The following is a 23,354-nucleotide window of genomic DNA, read 5'->3' as shown; positions in this document are numbered from 1 at the left end:
GTGACGTTTGCAAGCCCGGGCCCTGGTCCGGGCTTTTGCGTTCAAGGAGCGGTAAGGAGTAGAAGCAGAACGAGTGATTGCGAGGGCGGCGCTGGCCGTTCGGCTGGGCCTCTTGCTCCGGTAACCAAAATCTCGTGCGCCTGAAGATCGAATTCGACTTTCGGCCGGAACAATCTAGGATAGATATTGGGGGGTGAGCGGACGGTTTCCGTGCGATGAAGGCACTGAGTTCTATAGCGAGTTGGCCTCGCAGAAGGCAGCAGATGCAGACCGCGACCAATTCGGTCGGGGAGGCTCCGACGCCGGCCGCCCCGGCCCCGGCCAGGCCGCCGCGCCCGCGCATGATGCGCCAGTACGATCTGGTCGAGCGCGTTCGCTCCTACAACCCGGACACCAACGAGGATTTGCTGAATCGGGCCTACGTCTATGCCATGAAGGCCCACGGCGAGCAGATACGGGCGTCGGGCGATCCCTATTTTTCCCATCCGCTCGAGGTCGCGGCCATCCTGACCGGCCTCAAGCTCGACGATGCCACCATCGTCGCGGCGCTGCTGCACGATACCATCGAGGATACCGAGGCCACCCGAGCCGAGATCGACAACATGTTCGGTCACGAGATCGGTACGTTGGTCGAGGGCCTGACCAAGCTCAAACGGCTGGAACTGGTCTCGCGCGAGGCCAAGCAGGCCGAAAACCTGCGCAAGCTGCTGCTGGCGATCGCCGAAGATGTCCGCGTGCTGCTGATCAAGCTTGCCGACCGGCTGCACAACATGCGCACCCTGGAATTCGTGCCGCCGGCGTCGCGCCAGCGCATCGCCGAGGAGACTCTCGACATTTATGCCCCGCTGGCTGGCCGCATGGGCATGCAGGAGATGCGCGAGGAGCTTGAGGATCTGGCGTTCCACACCCTCGATCCGGAAGCCCATGCGGTGGTTTCGCAGCGGCTCGACGCGTTGGCCGAGCGCAACCGAAACCTGATCGGCGAGATCGAGAACCAGCTCACGACCAGTCTCGCGAACAAGGGCATCACCGCGCACGTGAATGGCCGTCGCAAGCAGCCGTTTTCGATCTGGACCAAGATGGAACGAAAATCGGTCGGCTTCGAGCAGCTTTCGGATATTTTTGGATTTCGCGTCGTGATGCCCGATGTCGGAGCCTGCTATCGTGCGCTCGGCGTGGTCCACACGACGTGGCCGGTCGTGCCCGGGCGCTTCAAGGACTACATTTCGACGCCGAAGCAGAACGACTATCGCTCGATCCACACCACCGTGATCGGACCGGGCAACCAGCGTGTCGAACTGCAACTGCGCACCGGGGAGATGGACCGCATCGCCGAATTCGGCATCGCCGCACATGCTTTTTACAAGGATGGGGCGGGTTCGCCGACCGAACTGCTCAACCGCGAATCCAATGCCTTTGCGTGGCTGCGCCACACCATCGAAATGCTGTCGGAGAGCGTCAATCCGGAGGAATTCCTTGAGCACACCAAGCTCGAGTTGTTTCACGACCAGGTGTTCTGCTTCACTCCGAAGGGAAAGCTGATCGCGCTGCCGCGGCACGCCAATGTCATCGACTTTGCCTATGCGGTGCATACGGATGTCGGCAACAGTACGGTGGGTTGCAAGATCAACGGCAAGTTCGCGCCGCTGTCGTCGCAATTGCAGAACGGTGATGAGGTCGAGGTCCTGACGTCGCTCGCCCAGTCCGCGCCGCCATCGGCCTGGGAATCGCTTGCGGTCACGGGCAAGGCGCGGGCCGCGATCCGGCGCGCCACCCGGGCCGCCGTGCGCGGTCAGTATGTCAGCCTTGGCCGGCGGATCGTGGAGCGCCTGTTCACTCGCGTGAAAATCGAATACGCCGACGACAAGCTCACCGGCGCGTTGCCACGGCTGGCGCGCGCCACGATCGAGGATGTGATGGCTTCGGTGGGTCGCGGGGAAATGCGCGCCTCCGATGTCGCGCGCGCGATGTACCCGGACTACAAGGAGGAGCGGGTGGGCGGCGCCGGCGCCAAGAAGAGCCTGGCCGCGAAGCTCAAATTGAAATCGGCGCCGGATCCCGCTCGTGGCCCGTCGGTAATCCCGATCGGCGGCATCAATTCGAATTTGCCGATCAAGTTCGCGCCCAATGGCGGTGCGGTACCGGGCGACCGCATCGTCGGCATCATCACGCCGGGCGAGGGGATCACGATCTATCCGATCCAGTCGCCGGCGCTGACGGATTTCGAGGAAGAGCCGGAGCGCTGGCTCGACGTTCGCTGGGATGTCGACGACACCACGCCGCAGCGGTTTCCGGCGCGCATCGTTGTGGATAGCCTCAACGAGCCCGGCAGCCTCGCGCAGGTCGCGACCGTGATCGCCGAGCACGACGGCAATATCGACAATATCAGCATGACCAGGCGTTCGCCCGACTTCACCGAAATGACCATCGATCTCGAGGTCTACGATCTCAAGCATCTCAGTGCTATCATCGCCCAGTTGCGTGCCAAGGACGTCGTGGCGCGCGTCGAGCGGGTCAATGGCTAGACAATGAACATGAGAGAGATTGAGCGCGTTTTTACTGTCGCGATGCTAAGCTAAATGCGGGCTGAGCTAAATTAAGAGTCCCACCGATGTTGAATTCTCCTTCCATACGCCTCGGAGTTAATGTTGATCACGTCGCCACTGTGCGCAACGCGCGCGGCGGCGATCGGCCGGATGTGGTGCGGATCGCGCTAGCGGCGATCGCGGCCGGCGCCGACGGCATCACCGCGCATCTGCGCGAGGATCGGCGCCATATTCGCGATACCGACATGGCGCGGCTGAAGGCTGAAATTGCAAAACCTCTCAATTTCGAGATGGCGGCGACGGCCGAGATGCAACGGATCGCGCTGGCCACCAAACCGCATGCGGTTTGTCTGGTCCCGGAGCGGCGGGAGGAGCTCACCACCGAAGGCGGCCTCGATGTGGTCGGCCAATACAATGCGCTGGCGCCTTTCATCGCGAAACTGAACGATGCCGGTATCCGGGTCTCACTGTTCATTTCCGCCGATGCCCGCCAGATCGAGATGGCGACGAAACTGCGTGCGCCGGCGATCGAGATTCACACCGGCGGCTGGTGCGATGCCGTCGTCGATGGTCACAGGGAGAAGGCGGACCTCGAATGGCGCCGTATTGTCGAAGGCGTCGCGCTGGCCAGGTCGGCTGGCCTTGAGGTTCACGCCGGGCATGGACTCGATTATGACACGGCGGAAACGATCGCGGCGCTGCCTGAGATCGCTGAGCTCAACATCGGTTACTTCATGATCGGCGAGGCGTTGCTCGTCGGGATCGCCGAGACCGTTCGCACCATGCGCGCTGCCATGGATCGCGGACGCGCCATCCTGAAGACGCGTATGGCATGATCATCGGCGTCGGCTCCGACCTGATCGATATCCGCCGGGTGGCGAAGGTCATCGAGCGTCACGGCGACCGGTTCCTCAATCGCATCTTCACGGACGCCGAGCGGGCGAAGGCCGCGCGCCGCGCCAACAACGAGAAGATGGCGGTGGCGACCTACGCAAAGCGGTTTGCCGCGAAGGAAGCCTGCTCCAAGGCTCTCGGGACCGGAATCCGGCATGGCGTGTGGTGGCGGGACATGGGCGTCGTCAATATGCCGTCCGGGCGGCCCTCCATGATCCTCACGGGCGGGGCGCTGAGGCGGCTGCAAATGCTGACGCCGCAGGGTCTTGAGGTGCGGATAGACCTGAGCCTCACCGACGATTGGCCACTGGCGCAGGCCTTTGTCATAATTTCGGCCGTCACACCGGGCAACCTTTGATCGGCTGATTCCGATACAGTATCGTGTCGGAACTAAAATCAAAGCAATATCATAATGTTAGAAGGTTTCTGTAGCGCGGTTGATTGCGCAGCCGCAAACAACCGTCTAAAATGCCGCAGGATAGGGACACTTCGGGCCGGTGGTCCGACCAACATTCGCAAGTTTGCTTCATTCACTTCGGCGAGTCGGTCAAGCGAACTTCTGAATCTCAAACCACACCAGAAATCATAAAGTTTGCTAGTGTCCCTTGATTCCGAAGTTCGCATCAGGGGGGTGCTGCAAGGACATGCGAAGTTCGGAATCGGGGCATCAGGTGAATCAGCACGAAGGTTGCGCGCGGATTCGTCTCAACACCAGAATTGACTGCGTTTTGTGCGGAACGGACACGCTTCGCCTTGAACGCTTTGCCACCGCCCGGGCGGCGGCGACGGACATAGGGAAGCGATGGGCGTGACATCCGGAACCAAAACTGAAAGCGGCGTCGGCGAGACCATCCGTGTCGTCATCCATGCTCTCCTAATCGCGCTGGTGATCCGAACCTTCCTGTTCCAGCCGTTCAACATCCCCTCGGGATCGATGAAGGCGACGCTGCTGGTCGGTGACTACCTGTTCGTTTCGAAATACTCATATGGCTACAGTCGCTATTCCATCCCGTTCTCGCCGCCGCTGTTTTCGGGGCGTGTTTTCGGCTCCGAACCGAGTCGCGGCGATGTCGTGGTGTTTCGCCTGCCGAAGGACACCACCACCGACTACATCAAGCGGGTGATCGGGATGCCGGGCGACCGCATCCAGATGAAGGAGGGGCTGCTCTACATCAACGACACGCCGGTGCAGCGCGAACGGCTGCCGGATTTCGTCGGGGAAGACCCCTGCGGCTCCGATGCGACGGCGCGGGTCAAGCAATGGCGGGAAACGCTGCCGAACGGCGTCACCTACAAGACGCTCGATTGTGTCGACAACGGTTTCTACGACAATACCAACGTCTACGTCGTGCCGGCGGGCCATTTCTTCATGATGGGTGACAACCGCGACAACTCGACCGACAGCCGCGTGCTCTCCGCGGTCGGCTATGTGCCGTTCGAGAACCTGGTCGGACGGGCGCAGATGATCTTCTTCTCGATCGCGGAGGGCGGGCATGCCTGGGAGGTCTGGCGCTGGCCCACCGCGGTGCGGTGGAATCGCATATTCTCCTTTGTGCGATGATCGACGAATTGGCTGACATCAAGCCGGTCCCGGACTCGGACGCCGCGATCGTGCCGTCCGGCACGGAGCCGGCGGAGCCTGCGCCGAAGAAGAAGCGGGCCCGCACCAGCACCAAGGCGATCATGGCCGCGATCGAACAGCGGCTGGGCCACAAGTTCGCCGATATGTCGCTGCTGACCACGGCCTTCACCCATGTCTCGGCGCTGAAGTCGTCGCGCGGACGCAGCGACAGTTACCAGCGTCTCGAATTTCTCGGCGATCACGTGCTCGGTCTGGTGGTCTCCGACATGCTCTACCGCGCCTTTCCCAAGGCGGACGAGGGCGAACTGTCGAAGCGGCTCGCCGAACTCGTGCGCAAGGAGACCTGTATCGATGTCGCCAAATCGCTCGATCTGCAGGATGGCATCAAGCTCGGCGCGGTCGGCGCCGGCGCCGGCGCGCGGCTGCGCAGGTCCGTGCTCGGGGACATCTGCGAGGCGGTGATCGGCGCGGTCTATCTCGATGGCGGCTATGCGGCTGCTGCCGCCTTCGTCGAGCGCAACTGGCTTGAGCGAATGCGCAAGCCGGTGCGGCCGCTGCGCGATCCCAAGACCGTGCTGCAGGAGTGGGCGCAGGGCCAGGGCCTGCCGACGCCGGTTTACCGCGAAGTGGAGCGCACCGGGCCGCATCACGACCCGCGTTTCCGCGTCGCGGTGGAATTGCCGGGGCTGGAGGCCTCGGAGGGCATCGGCGGCAGCAAGCGCGCGGCGGAGAAGGCTGCGGCATCCGCCATGATCGCCCGTGAAGGTGTAAAGTGAGCGAGACCGGCGCGACTGCTGCCACGCGATGCGGTTTCGTTGCGTTGATCGGGGCGCCGAACGTCGGCAAGTCCACCCTGGTCAATGCGCTGGTCGGCTCGAAAGTCACCATCGTCTCGCGCAAGGTGCAGACCACCCGTGCGCTGATCCGCGGCATCGTCGTCGAGAACAATGCCCAGATCATTTTGGTCGATACGCCCGGCATCTTCGCGCCGAAGCGGCGGCTCGACCGCGCGATGGTTTCGACCGCGTGGAGCGGGGCCCACGACGCCGATCTCGTCTGCGCGCTACTCGACGCACGTGCGGGGGTCGATGACGAGGCCGACGTCATCCTGACGAAACTCGCAGGCGTTGCGCATCCGAAAATTCTGGTGCTGAACAAGATCGATCTCGTGCCCCGCGAAAAACTGCTGGCGCTGGCCAGCGCGGCCAACGGGCGCATGGCCTTCGAGGATACGTTCATGGTGTCGGCGCTGTCGGGTGACGGCGTCGATGATCTGCGCCGCGCGCTGGCCGAGCGCGTGCCGGAAGGGCCGTTTCACTACCCGGAAGACCAGATGTCGGACGCGCCGCTGCGTCATCTCGCTGCCGAAATCACCCGCGAGAAAATCTATCGCCATCTGCATCAGGAATTGCCGTATCAATCCACCGTCGAGACCGACACCTGGACCGAGCGCAACGACAAGTCGGTTCGCATCGAGCAGACCATCTTTGTGGAGCGCGACAGCCAGCGTAAGATCGTGCTGGGCAAGAATGGCGCGACCATCAAGGCGATCGGCGCCGACTCCCGCAAGGAGATCGGCGAGATCCTTGGCCAGCCGGTGCATCTGTTCCTGTTCGTGAAGGTGCGTGAGAACTGGGGCGACGACCCGAACCGTTATCGCGAAATGGGACTGGAATTTCCCAAAAAATAGGCCGGCGGACGCCATGACGATTCCGAGAAACGTGCTGTGGTTCGAGGTCCTGCTGTATCTGTCGCTGCTGATCGATACGTTGTCGGCTGCGTTCATCGAACGCCCGTCGACTGAAATCGACGAGACGGCTGCGGTGAGCGCCGATATGTTCGTCGTTGTCGTGTTGATGTTTTTCCTGCTTCTGGTCTGGCTCGCGGCACGACACAGGAAGAGCTGGGCGCGATGGATCCTGGTCGCTGCACTCGGGCTTTCCGCGCTTTCGCTGCTCGATTCATTGAGCAGCGGGTTGAGGCTGGCGTCGGTGGTCGACCTGTTTTCGACCGTTCTGGCCGGGGCCGGGATTTATTTGTCATTCACGGATGACGCGAAAGACTGGTTCAACTCCGTCTGATCGGATGGCTGCGAAACGCCGCGCGATATTATAAGCTGACGCGATGGAATGGACCGACGATGGCATCGTGCTCGGGGTGCGGCGGCATGGCGAATCCTCAGCCATCGTCGAACTGCTGACGCGCGGCCACGGCCGCCATCTCGGCCTTGTGCGCGGAGGGGCGGGATCGCGGATGCGCCCGCTGTTGCAGCCCGGAAATTCGGTCAGCGCGCTGTGGCGCGCGCGGCTCGACGAACATCTCGGCGCCTATGCGCTGGAAGGCACCCGGATGCGAGCCGCCAACCTGCTCGGTGCATCCCATGCGACCTATGGCGTGACCCACCTGGCGTCGCTGGCGCGGCTGTTGCCCGAGCGCGATCCGCATGACGGCATTTTCGAGAGGCTGGAACGGACGCTGGACGATTTCGACACGGCGGGCGAGGCGGCGATCCATCTGATCCGGTTCGAACTGGCGATGCTGACCGAACTCGGTTTCGGCCTCGATCTATCGACGTGTGTGGCGACTGGTACCACCACCGAACTGATCTACGTCTCACCGAAATCGGGCGGGGCGGTGTCGCGGCAGGCCGGCGAGCCGTGGCGCGACCGGCTGCTGCGGCTGCCACCGTTTCTGCGCGAGGCTGACGAAGAACAAAGCGGCTGGTCGGATCAGGACTTGCTGGATGGATTCGAACTGACAGGCCGGTTCCTGCTGCGCCACGTGCTGGAGCCGCGGGGGCAAGGACATTCTGATGCGCGCGCCGGGTTCATCAACGCAGTTGTGAAGCATCAGGCGCGGGCGAGCGCAGCGGCGATTTCCGGATAGGATACGATCCAAGCCGTCATGCCCCGCGGAGGCGGGGCATCCAGTAAAGCGTTACCTTCGCGATATTGATCCAATGTTGAGGCGTACTGGATCATCCGCCGGAGCCTGTCATCGGGCCGGCGAAGCCGGACCCGTTGGCGGATGGACCATCAGCTTGGCCGTGGATGGCGATACCGACCTGATTCGCGCCTTGTCGCCGCACTCCGCAGGCGTTAACCCCACGCCATGGGAAAGCGCTTGATTCCGGCGGAGCCGGCCGAAATTCACGACGTGCAGCTTCGGGATGCGCTGGAAGAGCGCTATCTCGCCTACGCGCTATCCACCATCATGCACCGCGCGCTGCCGGATGCCCGCGACGGCCTGAAGCCGGTACATCGGCGCATCCTTTACGGTATGCGGCTGCTACGGCTCGACCCCGGTTCGGCCTTCAAGAAGTCGGCCAAAATCGTCGGTGACGTCATGGGCTCGTTCCATCCCCACGGCGACCAGGCGATCTACGATGCCATGGTGCGGCTCGCGCAGGATTTCGCCTCGCGTTATCCGCTGGTCGACGGCCAGGGCAACTTCGGCAATATCGACGGCGATAATCCCGCCGCCTACCGCTACACCGAAGCGCGCATGACCGATGTCGCGCGGCTGCTGCTCGAAGGCATCGACGAGGATGCCGTCGAGTTTCGTCCCAACTACGACGGCCAGACCCGCGAGCCGGTGGTGCTGCCGGGCGGCTTTCCGAACCTGCTCGCCAACGGTGCGCAGGGTATTGCGGTCGGCATGGCCACCGCTATTCCGCCGCACAACGCCGCCGAACTCTGCGACGCCGCGCTGCATCTGATCGACAAGCCGGACGCGACGTCGAAATCGCTCCTGAGGTGGGTCAAGGGGCCGGACTTTCCAACCGGCGGCATCATCATCGACTCCAAGGAAAGTATCACTGAGGCCTACATGACCGGGCGGGGCGCGTTCCGCACCCGCGCCAAGTGGAATCAGGAAGAAGGCGCGCGCGGCACCTGGGTGATCGTGGTCACCGAAATCCCCTGGCTGGTGCAGAAGTCGCGGCTGATCGAGAAGATCGCCGAACTGCTCAACGAGAAGAAGCTGCCGTTGGTCGGGGACATCAGGGACGAGTCGGCAGAAGATATCCGCGTCGTCATCGAGCCGAAGTCGCGCAACGTCGATCCCGAACTGGTGATGGAATCGCTGTTCAAACTCACCGAGCTTGAGAGCCGCATTTCGCTCAACCTCAACGTGCTCATCAAGGGCAAGATTCCGAAGGTCGTCGGCCTCGCGGAATGCCTTCGCGAGTGGCTCGACCATCTGCGCGACGTGCTGTTGCGCCGTTCGGCCTATCGCAAGGCGCAGATCGAACATCGGCTGGAGGTGCTGGGCGGCTACCTGATCGCGTATCTGAACATCGACAAGGTCATCAAAATCATCCGCACCGAGGACGAGCCGAAGCCGGCCTTGATGAAGGCATTCAAGCTGACCGAGGTTCAGGCCGAGGCCATCCTCAACATGCGCCTGCGCTCCTTGCGTAAGCTCGAGGAGATGGAAATTCGCACCGAGGACAAGAACCTTCGGGCGGAACTCAAGGGCATCAATGCCGTGCTGGGCTCCGAAGCCAGGCAGTGGGAGAAAGTCGCCGAGCAGGTGCGCACCGTGCGCGACATGTTCGGTCCCAAGACACCGCTCGGCAAGCGCCGCACCGTCTTCGCCGATGCGCCGGAGCACGATCTCGCCGCGCTGGAAGAGTCGCTGGTCGAGCGCGAGCCGGTCACGGTCGTGTTATCCGACAAGGGCTGGGTGCGGACGCTGAAAGGCCACGTCGAAGACCTGTCGAGCCTGTCCTTCAAGACCAACGACAAGCTCGGTTTTGCGTTCTTCGCCGAAACCACGTCAAAGCTGCTGCTGTTCGCCACCAACGGCAAATTCTATTCGCTCGACGTCGCAAAGCTGCCGGGCGGGCGCGGCCACGGCGAGCCGATCCGTCTGTTTATCGACATGGAGCAGGACGCTGCGATCGTGTCGCTGTTCGTCAACACCGGCGGCCGCAAGTTCCTGATCGCGAGCCACGAGGGGCAGGGCTTCATCGTCAATGAGGACGATTGCGTCGGCACCACCCGCAAGGGCAAGCAGGTACTCAATGTCGAGATGCCGAACGAGGCCAAGGCGATTGTGACGGTCGCGGGCGATCAGGTCGCCGTCATCGGCACCAACCACAAGATGGTGATCTTCCCGCTCGATCAGGTGCCGGAGATGGCGCGCGGCCGCGGCGTACGGCTGCAGAAGTACAAGGACGCAGGTCTATCCGACGTCGCCGTGTTCGATTCGAAGGCCGGATTAACGTGGAAGGACTCTGCAGGCCGCGAGCAGGGCCTGCGCTGGAAGGACTTGTCCGACTGGCGCGGCAACCGCGCCGACGCCGGACGCCTCGCGCACGGCCTGCCGAAGTCGAACAGGTTCGGTCGCACCATTTAATTTCATTTCAAGATGCACGCCCGCGCGGAAACCATTGCGCCGCGCCCTCGCCATCGAGGTGCAAACGTCGTGACATCCGCACTCCGGTGGTCCGCACCGTCACGTCAACCTGCAGGGATTATGGGTCCCTGCGTGCGCATGGACGACGGCGGGGCGGCTTGACAACGGGTTGTATATCGATAATTCTCGATACATGGAATCCGAAGCCATTATCCTGGCGCTCGCGGCGCTCGCCCAATCGACCCGGCTGGATGTCTTCAGGCTTCTGGTGAAGCATGAGCCGAAGGGTCTTGCAGCAGGCGATATCGCGAAAGCTGTTGCCGTGCCGCAAAACACGATGTCGTCGCATCTTGCGGTTCTGTCCCGTGCCGGACTGGTTTCGGCGCAGCGTTTCAGCCGCTCGATCGTCTATCGCGCTGACCTTAAGCGTTTTGGCGGCGTGGTTCAGTTCCTGCTCGAAGATTGCTGCGGCGGTCGCGCCGATTTGTGCGCGCCCGCGGCGACAAGCAAGCGCGGCAGGCGTGCCAAAGTTTCGACCTGAAGGGATATGTCCATGACGTTTGCACGCTCACGTCGCGGTCGAGGTTATCACGCGATCGGTTGGCTTCTATTCCGCCTCGTTCGCGGCGAAACCGGCTGTGATCAAGCCGGATTACGCCAAAATCCTGCCGCGGCTTCGGCCTGCTGCACGTCCTGATGCCTGAGTTTGATCTGCAGCGCAGGTTGGCGGCTGAAGCGCTCGGGACCGCGCTTCTGGTTGCGACCGTGGTCGGCTCTGGCATCATGGCGGAGGGGCTTACGAAGGATGCGGCGCTGGCGTTGCTCGGCAATACCATTTCCACCGGCGCAATCCTCGTTGTTCTGATTACCGTGTTCGGCCCGATCTCCGGCGCGCATTTCAATCCCGCCGTAACGCTGGTTTTCTGGTTTAAGCGCGAGCTTTCGACGAACGATGCGCTGATGTATGCCATCGTCCAGATTGTCGGCGGCATTGTCGGCACGATGATCGCTCATCTGATGTTCGGGCTGCCGCTTCTGAATGAATCGATGAAAATCCGGACCGGCGGCGGGCAATGGTTCGCTGAGGCCGTCGCGTCGTTTGGATTGATCGCAACGATCCTTGCGGGACTTCGTTTTGAGCGCGGCTCCGTGCCGTGGCTGGTTGGTCTCTATATCACGGCCGCGTACTGGTTTACGGCGTCGACATCGTTTGCCAATCCGGCCGTCGCGGTGGCGCGTTCGCTGACGAACACGTTTTCCGGAATTCGTCCGCGGGACCTTCCAGGTTTTATCACTGCCGAACTTTGTGGGGCTATCATCAGCGTGATTGTTATTGGTTGGCTGCTGCGCGAGGTTAACCGCGCGGCTCCCATCAGCAAGGAGGTTCAGCCATGACCGTGACGATCTATCACAACCCATCCTGCGGCACCTCCCGCAACACGCTGGCGATGATCCGGCAGAGTGGCGAAGAGCCGGTGATCGTCGAATACCTCAAGCATCCGCCAGACCGTGTGCGGCTTCGCGCGCTCGCTGACGCCATGGGGATTCCCATCCGCGCGCTGCTGCGGGAGAAGGGCACGCCCTATGCCGAACTCGACCTCGGCAATCCCAAATGGACCGACGACCAGCTTCTCGATTTCATGCTGGCGCACCCGATCCTGGTTCAACGCCCGATCGTGGAAACGCCGAAAGGCACGCGGATTTGCCGTCCGTCTGAGACGGTGCTCGAGCTGCTCGATCGTCCTGCCGCTTCCTTCACCAAGGAAGACGGCGAGGTTGTCAGGCGCTAGTGGTCCGATTCTAACATTTGCGTCCCGTTTCATGTCGAGCACGGGCGCGAGCAACGAGACACAATCAGGGCGAGGCCGAGCGCGATCTTCGCGTTGCGGAATACAGTCGCTCGCGAGCCACCCGCATGGATGCGGAATGCGAACGGCGATCGTCCGCCCACGCATCTGGCTAGATGCATTTGCAAGTGAGTTGCAAGAACGAACGTTTTAGTCCATTACGTTGCCGATGGATGTGAAAACACCTGGATTGGCGTCTGAACCGGTACCGGTGTCGGAGCCGTCGCATGGAGCCTTTTCGGCTGGGGCTGGCTGGCGTCCGGAAGCACCAGCCCACCCCAGCCTTGAGGAGGTCCATGCGACGGTGCCGGTGCCCGCGACCGGGCACTGGCTGCGTCGTCTGCTGGCCTTTGCGGGTCCCGGTTACATGGTCTCGGTGGGGTATATGGACCCCGGCAACTGGGCCACCGACATCGCGGGCGGTTCGCAGTTCGGTTACACGCTGCTGTCGGTCATCCTGCTGTCGAACCTCATGGCGATCCTGCTGCAGGCGCTGGCCGCGCGGCTTGGCATCGCGTCCGGCCTTGATCTCGCGCAGGCGTGCCGCGCCAGCTATTCGCGGCCGGTCAGTTTTATGCTCTGGCTGGTCTGCGAGGCAGCGATCATCGCCTGCGATCTGGCTGAGGTGATCGGCACGGCGATCGCGCTGCAGTTGCTGTTCGGCATTCCGCTGATAGGCGGCGCGCTGATCGCGGCGCTGGATGCCTTTCTACTGTTGCTGTTGATGAACCGGGGCTTCCGTTTCCTTGAGGCCTTTGTGGTCGCGCTGCTGATCGTGATCGCGGTCTGTTTTGCAATCCAGATCGTTGCCGCCGCGCCGCCGGTCGCCGAGATTCTGCACGGCTTCGCACCGTCGCGCGAGATCGTCACCAATCCGGAAATGCTCTACATCGCCATCGGCATCATCGGCGCGACGGTCATGCCGCATAACCTCTATCTGCATTCGTCGATCGTGCAGACGCGCGCTTATCCGCGCACGGAGGAGGGGCGGCGGAGTGCAATCCGATGGGCTACCGCCGACAGCACGCTGGCGCTGATGCTGGCGTTGTTCGTCAACGCCGCCATTCTGATCGTGGCCGCCGCCGTGTTTCATCGCAGCGGTCACACCGACGTGGCCGAAATCGGGGACGCCTTCAGGCTGCTGTCGCCGCTATTGGGTCTCAGCATCGCCTCGACGCTGTTCGCGATCGCGCTTCTTGCTTCCGGCCTCAATTCCACAGTGACGGCGACGCTCGCGGGCCAGATCGTTATGGAAGGCTTTCTGCATTTGCGGATGCCGATGTGGGCACGGCGGCTGGTCACCCGCGGCATCGCCATCGTCCCGGTGATCGCCGTCACTGCGTTCTATGGCGAGCGCGGGACCGCACAACTTCTGGTTCTCAGTCAGGTCGTCCTGTCGATGCAGTTGCCGTTCGCGGTGATCCCGCTGGTCCGCTTTGTCTCGGACCGGCGCAAGATGGGCGAGTTCGCGATTTCAACCGGAACTGCCGTTGCGGCATGGATCGTCGCCGGTGTGATCGTGATTCTGAATGTGAAGCTGTTGGTAGACACGTTTGCCGGATAGCACTGAACAGCGTTTTCGAACGAAGCATGTCCTCGGGCTTGACCCGAGGATGGATACTGGTTCGCAGGAAGAAAACGCGTCAAATCAAAATCATAGGACCCGCTTCTGATTCCATCAGAAGCGAAAAGGCTCTAGTCCCGCGACTCGTGCTGCGATTCGTCTTTGGCATCGACACGCAACCAGCCGGTGGGCGCGAGGCGCTGCTGTGGCATGAAGCGGCCCTTGTAATCCATCTTCCGCGACCCCTCGATCCAGTATCCGAGGTACACATAGGGCAGGCCGAGCTGCCGCGCGCGCGAGATGTGATCGAGGATCATGAAGGTGCCGAGCGAACGGTTCTGTTCGGATGGCTCGAAAAACGAGTAAACCATCGACAGCCCGTCGCTCAGCACATCGGTGAGGGCTACCCCCACCAGATCGCCGCGTTCGTTGATGTCGCTATCCGCGCCGCGCCTGCGATATTCAATGATGCGGGTCTCGACGTGGCTGTCTTCCACCATCATCGCGTAATCGAGCACGGTCATATCGGCCATGCCGCCGTCGCGGTGGCGCTGGTCGAGATAGGCGCGAAATATCGAATATTGTTCCGACGTCGGCGTAGCGGCGCGTAGCTGGCTGACGATGTCGGCGTTGCGCGCCAGCACCTTGCGGAAATTGCGCGACGGCCGAAACTCGCCGGCGATCACCCGCACGGAAACGCAGGCGCGACACTGATCGCAGGCTGGACGATAGGCGATCGACTGACTGCGGCGAAACCCGCCATGGGTCAGCAGATCGTTGAGCTCGCCGGCCTTTTCGCCGACGAGATGCGTGAACACCTTGCGCTCGCTGCGATCGGGCAGATAGGGACACGGCGAGGGTGCCGTCAGATAGAATTGCGGGGTGTCGCGCGAGTGTTGGGTCACGGTAGTCTTGTCAGTCTCCGAACTAGGTTATCTCCGAGCATCGCGCTCCCAAGGCCGACCGTCAATCCGATTGTCTTGATATCAACCAGAGCGTTTTCGAGCGAAGCGGGTACCGGTTCGCGGGAAGAAAACGCGTCAAATCAAAATCGTAGAGCCCGCTTCTGATTCCATCAGAAGGGAAAAAGATTCTTAGGTCCGGTACGGCTCTGCAACCGCCGCGAGAACCGAGTTGTTGATAATCACGGTGCCCAGCAGCATGTCATGCAGCAGCCGCCGCCGCCCGTTGAAGAGGCCGATCAGCAGGATGAGCGGCGTAAAAACCGAGACCGACACCCAGAACAGGATCGCGTGCATGGCGCCCAACACAAAATAGCCCGGCTCCCCGTACCACGTCCGCATCTCCAGACCCATGACCCGCATTCCGATGGTCGCCGAATGCGGGCCGCCCAGCGACGCGCCATAATAGACGAGAGCCCAGATCAGGGAGGCAGGCGAGACCAGCCAGAACAGCGCCCAGCCGAGTCCCAGCGTGACGATGCCGAACATCGCGATGAAGATCACGCCGAGAATCACCGGTATCGAAAGCACCACGAGATCGATCAGGAATGCAAAAAAACGCCGCGTCAGGACGCCGCGAAACAGTTCTGGCTGCATCCAGGGGTCGAACGCGTGAGGCCGGAACCCGTCAGAGTTGTCGCCACGCGCATTGCTGAAGCCATAGTCGGTCATGACCGATCCTCCGCGGCTCATCCACGGCATTTTCTTTGCCGGCCTTCGACATGGCTACGTGCTGCCGGGGTTGCAAGACCTCGCAGGCGTTACGGAACGGCAATCATTGCAGGTGGCGGCGTTGGAACGTCAGCCGTTTTGTTTCAGTTTCTCCGCCGCCGCTGCCGCAAAGTAGGTGAGTACACCGTCGGCGCCGGCGCGTTTGAAAGCAACGAGGCTTTCCATCATGGCCCGGTCGCCGTCGATCCAGCCGTTGCCGGCGGCGGCGGCGATCATCGCGTACTCGCCCGATACCTGATAGGCGAAGGTCGGCATCCCGAAGGTGTCTTTCACTCGCCGCACAATGTCGAGATAGGGCATGCCCGGCTTCACCAGTACCATGTCGGCGCCCTCGGCGATGTCGAGTTCGACCTCGCGCAACGCTTCGTCGGAGTTGGCGCTGTCCATTTGATACGTGCGCTTGTCGCCGGTGAGCGCCTTGGCCGAGCCGATGGCGTCGCGGAACGGGCCGTAAAACGCCGACGCGTATTTCGCGGCGTAAGCCATGATCTGCACGTCGACGAATCCGGCTTCATCGAGGGCCCTTCGGATCGCGCCGACGCGGCCGTCCATCATGTCCGACGGAGCAATGATGTCGCATCCGGCTTCCGCCTGCACCAGCGCCTGCTGGACCAGCACCGCGACGGTCTCGTCGTTGAGGATCCTGCCGTCCTCGACCAAACCGTCATGGCCATGACTGGTGAACGGATCGAGCGCCACGTCGCAGAGCACGCCGAGGTCCGGAAACTCCCGCTTGATGGCGCGGACCGACTTGCACACCAGATTCTTGGCATTGAGAGCTTCGCTGCCGGCGTCGTCCCGCAACGCGGGATCGGTATAGGGGAACAGCGCGATGCAGGGAATGTTCAGCTTCAGCGCGCGTTCGGCGTCGCGCACGCATTGATCGACGCTGATGCGGTCGACGCCGGGCATCGAGGCGACGGGCGTCCGCTTGTTGGTGCCATCGGCCACGAACAGCGGCCAGATCAGATCGTCGGTGGTCAGGACGTTTTCACGAACCAGACGGCGAGCCCATTCCGCCTTGCGGTTGCGGCGCGGCCGGGCCACCAGATCGAGCGGAGGGGCGGTGACGGCGGCCTCGCGGCGGGGTCCATCCCGCATTTCTATGGGACGCCCGTATTTTATCGCCATGTTGCCGACACTCCCGAAGACCAGAAACCGATTTGATTTTGCTCCAATTCTAACACCAGGAACCGGTTTCGTCACCGCGCTCATGCACCCGAGGCAATGCAATTGATTTTGTGGTCCCAAAAAGTCATGAATCGATTTCGTCTGCTTGTCGTTCCCGGTTGCGAGCACCCTGATGTCTGAAACCTCTTCGCGCGAGCAGATCCCGCGGGATAATGCCATGTCGGTGGCGGGAATTTCGTCTGTACGGACGGAAACGGTCGAAAATCTCTGGACCCGGCGACTGGTGCTGTTCCTGCGCATCATGGCGGCGCTATCGCTCGCTGCGGGACTCTATCATTGGGCTCAAGTGACCGGATTCATCGGCGGCGAAGACGATGCCTTTGAGAACCAGACTGTGGCCTGGCAGGCGGCGACGGTCTACTTCGCGGTGATCGATCTGGTGGCTGCCGTGGGCCTGTGGCTTGCGACGCCATGGGGCGCCGTCGTGTGGCTCACTACCGTCGTCTCGATGGCCGTGGTCGAACTGATGTTCCCGGCGATCTATGGCGGCAATCTCGCCGTGGTCGGGTTGGAAACGGCAATGCTCACGGCCTATCTGGCACTGGCCTGGATGGCGTCGCGCGAACGGCCGCCATAGACATTCAAATGCGCGAGCCTCAACAAAAAAAGTCCCGCATCCGAAAGGGACGGAGGCGACTTAACCGGAATAGACGGCATCGCTGGAATTGACGACGCCGCGTAGAATCGGAATTGAGACGTCGCGTCAAGTTTTCAGACAATTGTTCGCGGTAAGAATTCGGTGACCCTAACGGCGTGGTCATTTGTATTGACCGGATGTTTCGAATTTGAACGGTGCTGTTCCTGAATGCGACAACAGTCGCAGACGAAGCGTGAACAGCGTGGCGGAAACGTCAAGAAAAAGTTGCGAAAAGTCCTTATCTGAAGGGCTTAATCGGCGATTCACTGTCTTAAATTCATGATGTCTTTATTGTCTTATTTAAGCTGATCTTCAAACGCCTCCCCTAAGGTCCAGCTATCAGGCGGGACACAAGTTTCGTCGAATAAGTCGATAAAAACGACAACAGGGGATGTCATCATGAAAGCCGTTGCGAAGGCTCACGAGCCCGCGGAACAGGTTGTCGGCCAGGCGCCGGTGCAGCCGCTCTATCTCGAAGCGTTGACCCTGGTCGAGCGTCTGCATCGTCGCTTGCTCGATGTCATCAAGGATGAATTCGATCGTCGCGGTCGCGCCGACATCAATTCGGTGCAGGCGCTTCTGCTCTACAACATCGGCGACAAGGAGTTGACCGCCGGCGAACTGCGGACCCGCGGCTATTATCTCGGCTCCAACGTTTCCTACAATCTGAAGAAGCTCGTCGAGTTGGGCTTCCTCGATCATCAGCGCTCGCGCGTCGATCGCCGCTCGGTGCGCATCCGCCTGACCGCGCAAGGTCAGGAAATCCGCCGCATCGTCGACGCGCTATACCAGAAGCACGTCAAGACCGTCGAACAGGTCGGCGGCATTTCGAACGAGGAGTTCGCAACGCTGAACAAGTCGCTGCATCGCCTCGAGCGTTTCTGGACCGATCAGATTCTGTATCGGCTCTGAGTTTTCTCCGGGGCAGGGCGAAGCCGGCGTCAAGACCGGCCGCCCGTTCTCCTGATATTTCTGGAACGCGACATTCCCCCGCACTTTAAGCGCATCGGCCCGGTCCATCCGGCGCCGGTGCGTTTGCTATTCGTGGTGGTTATCTCGCTGTGCTGCGCCCTCCGTAGCGAGCCTTGAGGATGGCGCTCAGTCGAAGCGCCCTCTGTACAAATAGTCGCGGAGCGGTCATACTGAGGGCTTGGTTTGAAGGGACAAAAGATAACAAGACAACATATAAGGGAGGCAACGTGATGAACGAACACGACCACTCTAATCGGTTGATCTGGGGCATAATCGTTGTCGGCGTGTTGTCGCTCGGCAGCGTGGGTTTGGTATGGAGCACCGGCGGCCCGCTTCCGTCGAAAGCGGTTGCAGCGGTTCCCGCGAAAGCGAAAGCAGAAGTCGCCGCCGCGCCCCACGCAGATGCGGTCGTGGGGCTGGAAAAGCGCTTGGCCCACATCGAAGCCAGGATGAAGGATCCGCCGCCGGCAGTCGATACCTCTCAGCTCGAAGCACGCCTCAAGGATCTGCAGTCTCAGCTCGCGACCGTACAAACGCAGTTGGGTGCCTTCAAGGTGTCGGATCTCGACGCTCTCAAGACGAAGATAGACCGCGCCGGGAAGGCCGAACCTGAGTCCGTCAAGACGACGATAGACGCTCTCCAGACGGACGTAGGAAACTTGCACAAAAGCGTCGATCAGCTTTCGCAGCAGGTTGCTTCCGTCACAGCGCCGGTTGATTCCAAACACAGCTCGCAGTCGGAATCCAAACACAGCTCGCATAAGTCGCACCACCGCTGAAGACGGGCGCGCAAGGCCTGACACCTACTCTAGAGCCTCGCTTCTGATGGAATCAGAAGCGAGGCTCTATGGTTTTGATATGACGTGTTTTCTCCATGCGAACCGGTATCCACTTCGCTCGGACCAATAGAACACGACATTCCCCGCACTTTAAGCGCATCGGCCCGGCTCATCCGGCGCCGGTGCGTTTTGCTGTCCTTGGTGCGTTGCTGCGAACGATAACGAGGCTTGCTAACCGGAAGGCGTGAGACGATCATGCGCGGGGCGGCTTCACGGTTGCCGCCGGTTGCGATACAGACGGGAGACATACGAAAGGTCTCCTCACATGATCACCGAAATCGCGCAAATCGAGATCAAGCCGGGCAGCGAAAAGGACTTTGAGGCAGCGATCGCGCAGGCGCAGACGATCTTCAAGCGCTGCAAAGGCTGGAAAAGCTTCAAGCTGCACAGGTCGATTGAGAAGCCGTCACGTTACCGGCTTCTGATCAAGTGGGAAACGCTCGAAAACCACGTGGTGGATTTTCGCGAGTCCGCAGATTTCACCGAATGGCGCGCGCTGGTCGGGCCGCACTTCGCCTCACCCCCCGAGGTCGAACACACCAATACGGTCGTAGTCTTTTAGAGCCTTTTCGCTTCCGAACTCAGAAGTGGGCTCTATGATTTTGATTTGACGCGTTTTCTTTACGCGAACCGGTATCCAACTTCGCTCGAAAACGCTCTGGCTAACTTGCGGCTTTGATGGACCGCTGCTCGCCATCCTCGCGCAAATAATCGATGGCGACCTTGCCGATCGCGAGCAGGGGCAGGGCAAGCGCCAGCCCCCATACGCCGAAGACAACGCCGAGCAATATCTGGAACGCGAACAGCGTCGCGGGCGGGATGTCGAGCGCCTGACGCTGGATGATGGGCGTGAGGATGTAGCTCTCGAGTGCATGGACGCCGAGAAACAGCACGAATGCGCTCGCGCCTGCCACCCATCCCGACGCCAGACTCGCCAGCACGACGATCAACCCGCCGAGCAGCGCGCCGATGGTCGGAATGAAGGCGAGCAAACCGGCCTGGATGCCCAGGATGAAGGAGCTCTGGATACCGATGATCTCGAGGCCGATCCAGGTCACCAGAAACACCGCGGCCATGGTGACCATCTGGGCGATCAGCCAGCGCTCCAGGGTGTCGCCGATCCTGTCGACCAGAATCGTCGCCGCCGCACGGTGTTTCGCGGGCGCCATGCCGAGCAAGCCTTTACGATAGAGAGTTGGCTGCGCGGCAAAGCAGAGACCAAGGAACAGCACGATGAAGAAATTTCCGACGGCGCTGACGGTGCCGAGGATGAGCTTCAGGGTCTGGCTGACAATTGCGGAACCGCTAGAGGCCAGCGCGCCGGCGCTTGGCAAGTTGTGCTGAACATTTGTTGACGGCGTCTCTTCGGCTTTTGCGGCTCCGGAGGCTCTTGCGGGTCCTGAAGCTCTTGCAGTCCCGGAAGCTTTCGAGGTTTCGGACGATGCATTGAGATTGGTCAGATTGAAGTAGCTGGTGTCTACGCCATTTTTCTCGAGGAAGGCCTTGAGGTTCACAAGCTGCGATTTGAGGGTATTGCTTAAAACCGTTGTCTGGTCCGCGATTGTTGTTCCCCCGAGAACCACGACGCCTGACAACGCCGCAGCGAGCGCCAGACAGACGATCGTCAGCCGCAATCCATGAGGCAGGCGGACGACCCGGCCGAGCAGATTTGTGATGGCGTTGAGAGCGACACCGAGCAGCACACCGGCGAAGATCAGGAAAAGCGTCGCTGCAAATTCCCAGGCGAACACCAGCAGGGCCGCGAACAGGACGATGCCGATCCCTCCGGTCGCAATCGCCCATGCCAGATCCGTCCGGGTTTGCCCTTTGCCTGCGGTGAAGTCGGTCACGGTCGCCTCCGGTTCTGAGCCCGCAGTGTTCCGTTAAAACGCCGTCCGGATCAAGCGCCGCCGGCTGTGCTGGTCTGACGCCGACCGGGCGTCGGGCGAACTGTCGCCTGAAACGGGCCGGGCTGATCCCGCCGCCGCGGCCCGCTGCTACGGCCGGAGATGAAACGAGGGGGGTGGCGTCAAAAAACAAGGCGCTCCGTCAGGAGCGCCTGTTTTGGTTTTCGAGACCGAGAGCCAATCAGTACGAATAGTACATGTCGAATTCGACCGGGTGCGGGGTCATGTCGAAGCGCTCCACCTCGGTCATCTTCAACTCGATATAGGCGTTGATGAAGTCGTCGTCGAACACGCCGCCGTTCTTCAGGAAGGCGCGGTCCTTGTCGAGGCTTTCAAGCGCCTCGCGCAACGAGCCGCAGACCGTCGGAATCTGCTTCAACTCTTCTTTCGGCAGATCGTAGAGGTCCTTGTCCATGGCCGGACCCGGATCGATCTTGTTCTTGATGCCGTCGAGGCCCGCCATCAGCATCGCCGCGAAGGCGAGATACGGATTGGCCATCGGGTCGGGGAAGCGAACTTCCACGCGTTTGGCCTTCGGCGAGGTGGTGTAGGGGATGCGGCACGACGCCGAACGGTTGCGCGCCGAGTAGGCGAGCAGCACCGGCGCCTCGTAGCCCGGGACCAGGCGCTTGTAGGAGTTGGTCGACGGGTTGGTGAAGGCGTTGATCGCCTTGGCGTGCTTGATGATGCCGCCGATGTAGTGCAGGCAGGTTTCCGACAGGTCGGCGTACTTGTTGCCGGCGAAGGTCGGCTTGCCGTCCTTCCAGATCGACTGGTGGACGTGCATGCCGGAGCCATTGTCGCCGAAGATCGGCTTCGGCATGAAAGTGGCGGTCTTGCCGTAGATATGCGCCACCTGGTGGATGCAATACTTGTAGACCTGCATCTGGTCGGCCATGTAGGTCAGCGTGTCGAATTTCATGCCGAGTTCGTGCTGGGCGGACGCCACCTCGTGATGGTGCTTCTCGACCTTGACACCCATCTTGGCCATGGCGCCCAGCATCTCGGAGCGCATGTCCTGCACCGAGTCCTGCGGCGGGACCGGGAAGTAGCCGCCTTTGGTGCGAATGCGGTGGCCGAGGTTGCCGCCTTCATACTCCGTTGCCGAGTTGGTCGGCAGTTCGGACGAATCCAGCTTGAAGCCGGTGTTGTAGGGATCGGCCGAGAAACGCACGTCGTCGAAAACGAAGAACTCGGCTTCGGGGCCGATATACACGGTGTCGCCGATGCCCATCGATTTCACCATCGCCTCGGCTTTTTTGGCGATGCCGCGCGGGTCGCGGTTATAGGGCTCGCCCGTGGAGGGCTCCATGATGTCGCAGGTGATGACCATCGTCGTCTCCGCGAAGAACGGATCGATCGCGGCCGTCGCCGGGTCGAGCATCAGCATCATGTCGGACTCGTTGATCGCCTTCCAACCGGCGATCGACGAGCCGTCGAACATCGTGCCTTCGGTGAAAATGTCCTCATCGATCATGCTGACGTCGAAGGTGACGTGTTGCCACTTGCCCCGCGGATCGGTGAATCGCAGATCGACGTACTTTACGTCGTTGTCCTTGATTGATTTCAGGACGTCGCTGGCGGTCTTCATAAATACCCCTTGTCTCTGCTGGTCGTGGTGATCGGCAGCGCGAAGCGGCCGTTGGTATGGCTTGATGTGTGGATGTCGCTCTCAAAGGGTCTAGATGGCGTCGAGGCCGGATTCCCCCGTCCGGATCCGAATGGCTTCCTCGATATTGGACACGAAGATTTTGCCGTCGCCGATGCGGCCCGTCTGGGCGGCGCGCCTGATGGCGTCGATGGCTTTTTCGACCAGATCATCGCCGATCACGATCTCGATTTTGACCTTGGGCAGGAAGTCCACGACGTATTCCGCGCCGCGATAAAGTTCGGCGTGCCCCTTCTGCCGGCCAAAGCCTTTTGCTTCGATCACGGTGATGCCTTGCAATCCGATCTCCTGAAGCGCTTCCTTTACTTCGTCGAGCTTGAACGGTTTGATGATGGCTTCGATCTTCTTCACTGAACGTCTCCTGGCGCTTCCGATTTCCAGCCAGTGGCCGATGCGCGCTCACACTGCCGCCTGCAGCACCGGTCATGCACTGGTTTTCGGACGGACAAAAGTCGCGAGACACGCTTCATTACCTGCCAGTGGACACCACAGATCGAAACGGCTCTCTCAAAGCAGGCTTTGTGCCAACTCGCAGAGGCCTGAAATTTTCAAACGTTATCAGGTGATTAAAGCGTGACTTTGCATGTCATAGCAGTGCGCCGGAGCATCTGTGGGATTACAAATTAGGCAACGGGTTTATTTTTTGTGCAG

23 protein-coding genes are annotated in these 23,354 nt (G+C 61.3%); 17 read left to right on the top strand and 6 right to left on the bottom strand.

The annotated features are described in order from the left end of the window. Window positions 1–263: 263 nt before the first annotated feature. From NHAM_RS11490 to NHAM_RS11430, 13 genes are all read left to right on the top strand, one after another. On the top strand, window positions 264–2,525 hold the full coding sequence (locus NHAM_RS11490) for a RelA/SpoT family protein (RefSeq protein WP_041358018.1): 2,262 nt from the start codon (window positions 264–266) through the stop codon (window positions 2,523–2,525). A gap of 86 nt (window positions 2,526–2,611) precedes the next feature. Further along, window positions 2,612–3,382, top strand: a complete 771-nt coding sequence (locus tag NHAM_RS11485) for a pyridoxine 5'-phosphate synthase (protein WP_011510723.1) — start codon at window positions 2,612–2,614, stop codon at window positions 3,380–3,382. Next, the gene (acpS, locus tag NHAM_RS11480) at window positions 3,379–3,798 is read left to right on the top strand and encodes a holo-ACP synthase (protein ID WP_011510722.1); all 420 of its coding nucleotides are present in this window, start codon (window positions 3,379–3,381) and stop codon (window positions 3,796–3,798) included. Before NHAM_RS11485 ends, acpS begins: the two co-directional genes overlap by 4 nt. 444 nt (window positions 3,799–4,242) lie before the next feature. Then, the gene (gene lepB, locus NHAM_RS11475; RefSeq protein ID WP_011510721.1) at window positions 4,243–5,001 is read left to right on the top strand and encodes a signal peptidase I; all 759 of its coding nucleotides are present in this window, start codon (window positions 4,243–4,245) and stop codon (window positions 4,999–5,001) included. After that, window positions 4,998–5,798, top strand: coding sequence for a ribonuclease III (gene rnc / locus NHAM_RS11470; protein WP_011510720.1), 801 nt, complete (start codon window positions 4,998–5,000; stop codon window positions 5,796–5,798). The genes lepB and rnc overlap by 4 nt, the downstream gene beginning before the upstream one ends. Further along, window positions 5,795–6,712, top strand: a complete 918-nt coding sequence (gene era / locus NHAM_RS11465; protein WP_011510719.1) for a GTPase Era — start codon at window positions 5,795–5,797, stop codon at window positions 6,710–6,712. Before rnc ends, era begins: the two co-directional genes overlap by 4 nt. Window positions 6,713–6,725: 13 nt before the next feature. Next, a complete protein-coding gene (locus tag NHAM_RS11460) occupies window positions 6,726–7,103 on the top strand; it encodes a hypothetical protein (protein WP_011510718.1) in 378 nt (125 codons plus the stop codon). Window positions 7,104–7,146: 43 nt separating this feature from the next. Beyond that, on the top strand, window positions 7,147–7,908 hold the full coding sequence (gene recO / locus NHAM_RS11455) for a DNA repair protein RecO (protein ID WP_011510717.1): 762 nt from the start codon (window positions 7,147–7,149) through the stop codon (window positions 7,906–7,908). A gap of 225 nt (window positions 7,909–8,133) precedes the next feature. Beyond that, window positions 8,134–10,383, top strand: a complete 2,250-nt coding sequence (parC, locus tag NHAM_RS11450; RefSeq protein ID WP_011510716.1) for a DNA topoisomerase IV subunit A — start codon at window positions 8,134–8,136, stop codon at window positions 10,381–10,383. A gap of 193 nt (window positions 10,384–10,576) precedes the next feature. Beyond that, window positions 10,577–10,924 carry an ArsR/SmtB family transcription factor gene (locus NHAM_RS11445; RefSeq protein WP_011510715.1) on the top strand — a complete coding sequence of 116 codons (348 nt, stop codon included), beginning with the start codon at window positions 10,577–10,579 and terminating at the stop codon, window positions 10,922–10,924. Between the two features lie 155 nt (window positions 10,925–11,079). After that, window positions 11,080–11,778 carry an aquaporin gene (locus NHAM_RS11440; RefSeq protein WP_011510714.1) on the top strand — a complete coding sequence of 233 codons (699 nt, stop codon included), beginning with the start codon at window positions 11,080–11,082 and terminating at the stop codon, window positions 11,776–11,778. Then, complete coding sequence (gene arsC, locus NHAM_RS11435; RefSeq protein ID WP_011510713.1) at window positions 11,775–12,173, top strand: arsenate reductase (glutaredoxin); 399 nt, start codon at window positions 11,775–11,777, stop codon at window positions 12,171–12,173. Before NHAM_RS11440 ends, arsC begins: the two co-directional genes overlap by 4 nt. A 226-nt stretch (window positions 12,174–12,399) precedes the next feature. Next, window positions 12,400–13,794, top strand: coding sequence for an Nramp family divalent metal transporter (locus NHAM_RS11430; RefSeq protein ID WP_011510712.1), 1,395 nt, complete (start codon window positions 12,400–12,402; stop codon window positions 13,792–13,794). Between the two features lie 131 nt (window positions 13,795–13,925). Here the strand turns inward: NHAM_RS11430 and NHAM_RS11425 are convergent, their stop codons facing one another. The 3 genes from NHAM_RS11425 to hemB form a co-directional block, all read right to left on the bottom strand. Then, entirely contained in the window at window positions 13,926–14,699 is a 774-nt protein-coding gene (locus NHAM_RS11425) for an arginyltransferase (protein ID WP_011510711.1), read from the bottom strand. A gap of 189 nt (window positions 14,700–14,888) precedes the next feature. Continuing rightward, on the bottom strand, window positions 14,889–15,428 hold the full coding sequence (locus tag NHAM_RS11420; protein WP_011510710.1) for an RDD family protein: 540 nt from the start codon (window positions 15,426–15,428) through the stop codon (window positions 14,889–14,891). A gap of 129 nt (window positions 15,429–15,557) precedes the next feature. Next, window positions 15,558–16,619, bottom strand: a complete 1,062-nt coding sequence (hemB, locus tag NHAM_RS11415; RefSeq protein ID WP_041358013.1) for a porphobilinogen synthase — start codon at window positions 16,617–16,619, stop codon at window positions 15,558–15,560. Window positions 16,620–16,791: 172 nt separating this feature from the next. Here hemB and NHAM_RS11410 point away from each other — a divergent pair, with 172 nt between their 5' ends. The 4 genes from NHAM_RS11410 to NHAM_RS11395 all read left to right on the top strand — a co-directional run bounded on the left by NHAM_RS11410 (window position 16,792) and on the right by NHAM_RS11395 (window position 19,689). Beyond that, entirely contained in the window at window positions 16,792–17,256 is a 465-nt protein-coding gene (locus NHAM_RS11410) for a DUF6163 family protein (RefSeq protein WP_011510708.1), read from the top strand. A gap of 456 nt (window positions 17,257–17,712) precedes the next feature. After that, window positions 17,713–18,228 (top strand): transcriptional regulator LdtR, encoded by a 516-nt coding sequence (ldtR, locus tag NHAM_RS11405; RefSeq protein ID WP_041358011.1) that lies wholly within the window; start codon window positions 17,713–17,715, stop codon window positions 18,226–18,228. Between the two features lie 290 nt (window positions 18,229–18,518). Then, on the top strand, window positions 18,519–19,067 hold the full coding sequence (locus tag NHAM_RS11400; protein ID WP_011510706.1) for a hypothetical protein: 549 nt from the start codon (window positions 18,519–18,521) through the stop codon (window positions 19,065–19,067). Window positions 19,068–19,392: 325 nt separating this feature from the next. Continuing rightward, complete coding sequence (locus tag NHAM_RS11395; protein WP_011510705.1) at window positions 19,393–19,689, top strand: antibiotic biosynthesis monooxygenase family protein; 297 nt, start codon at window positions 19,393–19,395, stop codon at window positions 19,687–19,689. 100 nt (window positions 19,690–19,789) lie between these two features. Here NHAM_RS11395 and NHAM_RS11390 read toward each other — a convergent pair whose 3' ends face one another. The 3 genes from NHAM_RS11390 to NHAM_RS11380 form a co-directional block, all read right to left on the bottom strand. After that, window positions 19,790–20,977, bottom strand: a complete 1,188-nt coding sequence (locus tag NHAM_RS11390; protein WP_011510704.1) for an AI-2E family transporter — start codon at window positions 20,975–20,977, stop codon at window positions 19,790–19,792. Window positions 20,978–21,215: 238 nt separating this feature from the next. Then, window positions 21,216–22,625, bottom strand: coding sequence for a type I glutamate--ammonia ligase (gene glnA, locus NHAM_RS11385; protein ID WP_011510703.1), 1,410 nt, complete (start codon window positions 22,623–22,625; stop codon window positions 21,216–21,218). Between the two features lie 90 nt (window positions 22,626–22,715). After that, window positions 22,716–23,054, bottom strand: coding sequence for a P-II family nitrogen regulator (locus NHAM_RS11380; RefSeq protein ID WP_011510702.1), 339 nt, complete (start codon window positions 23,052–23,054; stop codon window positions 22,716–22,718). Between the last annotated feature and the right edge of the window lie 300 nt (window positions 23,055–23,354).

Origin of the sequence: Nitrobacter hamburgensis X14, assembly GCF_000013885.1 — a bacterium.
Classification (GTDB): Bacteria; Pseudomonadota; Alphaproteobacteria; order Rhizobiales; family Xanthobacteraceae; genus Nitrobacter; species Nitrobacter hamburgensis.
The sequence above is the reverse complement of the archived record's forward strand: the minus strand, read 5'-3'. Positions and strand labels throughout refer to the sequence as shown.